Annotated in this window: 3 protein-coding genes and 1 pseudogene; all 4 read right to left on the reverse strand. The window is 35.7% G+C overall.

Annotated elements, in window-relative coordinates:
* Positions 1–1,182 (reverse strand): McrC family protein (locus SORDD27_RS04165; protein WP_061428067.1); only part of this gene is annotated, 1,182 nt, incomplete at its 3' end.
* Positions 1,169–2,380, reverse strand: a complete 1,212-nt coding sequence (locus SORDD27_RS04170) for an McrB family protein (protein WP_231069290.1) — start codon at positions 2,378–2,380, stop codon at positions 1,169–1,171. The genes SORDD27_RS04170 and SORDD27_RS04165, both read right to left, overlap by 14 nt.
* Complete coding sequence (locus SORDD27_RS04175) at positions 2,262–2,837, reverse strand: hypothetical protein (RefSeq protein WP_061427509.1); 576 nt, start codon at positions 2,835–2,837, stop codon at positions 2,262–2,264. The genes SORDD27_RS04170 and SORDD27_RS04175 overlap by 119 nt, the downstream gene beginning before the upstream one ends.
* Positions 2,838–2,976: 139 nt before the next feature.
* Positions 2,977–3,262: pseudogene (locus tag SORDD27_RS10250) on the reverse strand (translation factor (SUA5)); the annotation flags it as partial.

Below are 3,262 nucleotides of genomic sequence, written 5' to 3' on the forward strand. Positions count from 1 at the left end.
TATCTCACTATTTACTGATCCCTCTATACTAGGAAAAATCAATCCAGCTTTCTCAGCTTTTATAATATAAGAATAGGAAATCAGCTGGAATAAGTCCTCACGGTCAATTCCTTTTTCAGCGAACTCCAGTTTTTTATATTTAGCATCTAGAACAAACTTTCGTTCTCTATCATAAAAATCTGGGTATATCTTTCGATCACGCCTTTTGCGATTTTCATGATTTTTATCGTTTAAAAATACTGAAATTCCATCCGTCTTATCCTTATTTCTGGGATGTACAAAACATTTTGGCAACAAGGTGTAGACATACTCTTCCCAAAGCCAGGCAACATCAAAGAGAATACCATGTACCCTTTGGGCTTGGGGTCCAAGACCATGCTTTTCTCTACTCAAAATCATCAAGCAGAGTTCCTGTAATTTTCTATACTCTCTAAAATAGGCGTGTCGGATGGGTTTGATTTTATTCATTCTGATAATCTTAGCACGATCAGTGAGTTTATAAGACGGACTTACACGGATAATTTCAGCTATATTTTCACGATTACTATCGAGTAGTGCTCCAAAACTTTTTTGAGTCTTTATGTACTCAATCGTATGCCGAATCAACTGCATGAGTGGATTATCATAGGTGAACTCTCTAGTGGTATAGGCAATATTTCCCGTAAAAGGGAGATTTTTTTTCAGATGATTTCCAACATCTAGTACACCCTTTACATGACTATCGTTATGGAAAAATCGCTGGTATTCCTTATAAAGACCTTTTCGGAGAGCGGCTTGCAGATATTTTGGAAAGAGGTAAATCAAAAGCTGATAGAGTTTATCCTCTTGAGATAGACCGATGTCTAAACTAGTCAGATTGATATTGAGAACCTTTTGTAAGAGATAATGCAAAAAATGGTCATCACCTTTAATCGAAAAACGCGAGGAGATCGTTAATCTTTCCTGACCACAGCCCAGAAAACCAATCACATTCCCAGTCTTAATTTTCTGATTGACTGTTTCAAAAATCTTTTGGTCCTTATCCAAATCAGGAGAATGAGTCAAATCATTTGGGAAAATAAAGATACTGTCCTCTATAGAAAGGTTATCCAGTGTTCTATCAAGAAGAGCTTGACTTAGTTTGGGATATTCTGCGACAAAGTCTTCTTTAACAATTTTATGCTGATTATCAGTTATCCGCATCATTATCACCAGTATCTTGGGGTTCTGTTTGCTCTTTATTTGTCAGATCAAATGCTGTTTTCAATGTTTGCAGAGTTTCATCTTCTTCATAAGAACCACGCAAGTAGTCTTCTAGGAGCGGTTTAATATAATCAGACCAGAGTAATTCATAGTCAAAGTCCACATCCTTGAACTTAAGGAAATAACTTGGTCCGATATGATAATGACTGTTTAGCTCCTGAACGTTTTCGATAGCAACATTCAAATTTCTTAGACGAAGTTTTGCTTCTTCTGCATGGATACCCAGTTCTTTATCTAACATAGCAACTTGACTTTCAGCAGTAACTTCAACAAAGCGGAAACGACGACGCATAGCAAAATCAAAGGTATCTACTGAACGGTCAATATCATTCATTGTTCCAATAATATAGACATTTTCAGGGATATAAAATTTCTCATCCGTCTCATGTAAATTAGCATATTGGGTGGAAACACTCCCGCTTTCACCACGATAACCAGGGTCGATAGAGAAAAAGAGTTCACCAAAAATCTTAGAAATCTCCCCACGGTTGATTTCATCAATGATGAAGACGAATTTCTTATCTGTGTTGATCTTTGTTGGAGAGACATAATCTTTCAGACCAAATCTTTTCTTTAAAGTTTCAAGGACTTTTTTTCCTTGGTTACGATAAAAGGGCTGTTTCAGATAATTTTCGTCTTTATAGAGTTCATAAACATAAGATTTTGTTAAGACAGTTCCTTTGGCTTTAGTTTCATAATTGATATTAAAATTATTTCGACTATTTACTGTTAGATAGGAAAATTCTGTCAAATATTCTTTTTCATCTCTACTATTAACATACTCAAGATAAAGATCCCAAGCTTCATCAAAATTATCTTGTCCTCCAGTTTTCTGAGCTTCTTTAGCCTTCTGACAGAACTTCTTAAAAATACCGTCCTCTAGCTTAAACTCAATAGCTCCATCGCCATTTGATACCGGTCTCAACCCCTCTACAAAATCCGTATAATCATAGGAAGGGTGAAATTGTACAAAGCCGATTTGATCTTCATTACCACCCGTTAGCTCTGTCGCTATTTCTTTAGCAAGATAAGTTTTTCCTGTACCAGGAGCACCACGGAGAATGAGGTTTTTGGTATGAAAGTAAAATATTCTTATACTCGTTGATATTTTCTGATGCGTTTTCCTCGTTTTGAACATCTGAAATTTCATCTTTTTCAATATTAAAATCCACATATAACTCATCAAGACTTGAATATGGTAATGCAGATACTGTTGTATAGTCCCATTTCTTAGTCCCAAGAGAATTTAACTGGAAATCACCAAATTTACTAATCGGTATGATTTCAAATCGTCTTGGAAATCCTTCAAACTCACTATCTTCAACATATTGATAAGGACCAATTATTTTAGCCAAAAAAGAAGCCCGTAGATTCTTCCTAGGAACTACTACTAAATCTCCTATACTGACACCATGTTGGAGGAGTGCTACTTGATTCTCTTGTTTTCTAGGTCTTTCTTCCCCATTATAAGAATAATTTTTTTCTTCTATATTATCAAATCCGATATATAGAACATTATCCTTAAAAGATTTCTTATGCAATTTTATGTTAGTAGTTCCGCCAACTGAAATTTTCCAGACTCTTATATTCGACATAAATTCCTCCATTTTCACATTAACATATAATACCTTTTTATATAATAACACTATTAAAGAAACAAAACAAGGAATTAAACAAAAAGCCTAGTGTAGAGAGCTCTTTATTCCCTCATAATACTAGACTTCTTTTTTTATCTTAATAATACTCACCTTGACGGTAGTCCCATGAGTTAAAGGTATCTGACAAATGCATCATGATTTTATCAATGTCAAGCCCTTTGCGGATAACAACTGGCGCTGGTGAGATTGAACGGGCTCCTCCTTGTTCTGGGATGAGTTTTCCATCTTTATCAACCATAGACACCATTACACCTTGCTCGTAGCGCGTTTCAATCGTTTTGTCAGGTTGGATGGAAGCCACGTAGTCGTCTGCTTCGATGACAAGGTCCACTGCTCCTTCGATCCTTTCTCCGATACCTTCT

Origin of the sequence: Streptococcus oralis, from assembly GCF_001579025.1 — a bacterium.
In the GTDB taxonomy this organism is placed as follows: Bacteria; Bacillota; Bacilli; order Lactobacillales; family Streptococcaceae; genus Streptococcus; species Streptococcus oralis_X.

Bases quoted from the DNA above. Each gene is read 5' to 3' on its own strand.
- SORDD27_RS04175 (WP_061427509.1), bottom strand. From the start codon at position 2,837: ATGTCGAATATAAGAGTCTGGAAAATTTCAGTTGGCGGAACTACTAAC.
- SORDD27_RS04170 (WP_231069290.1), bottom strand. From the start codon at position 2,380: ATGTTCAAAACGAGGAAAACGCATCAGAAAATATCAACGAGTATAAGA.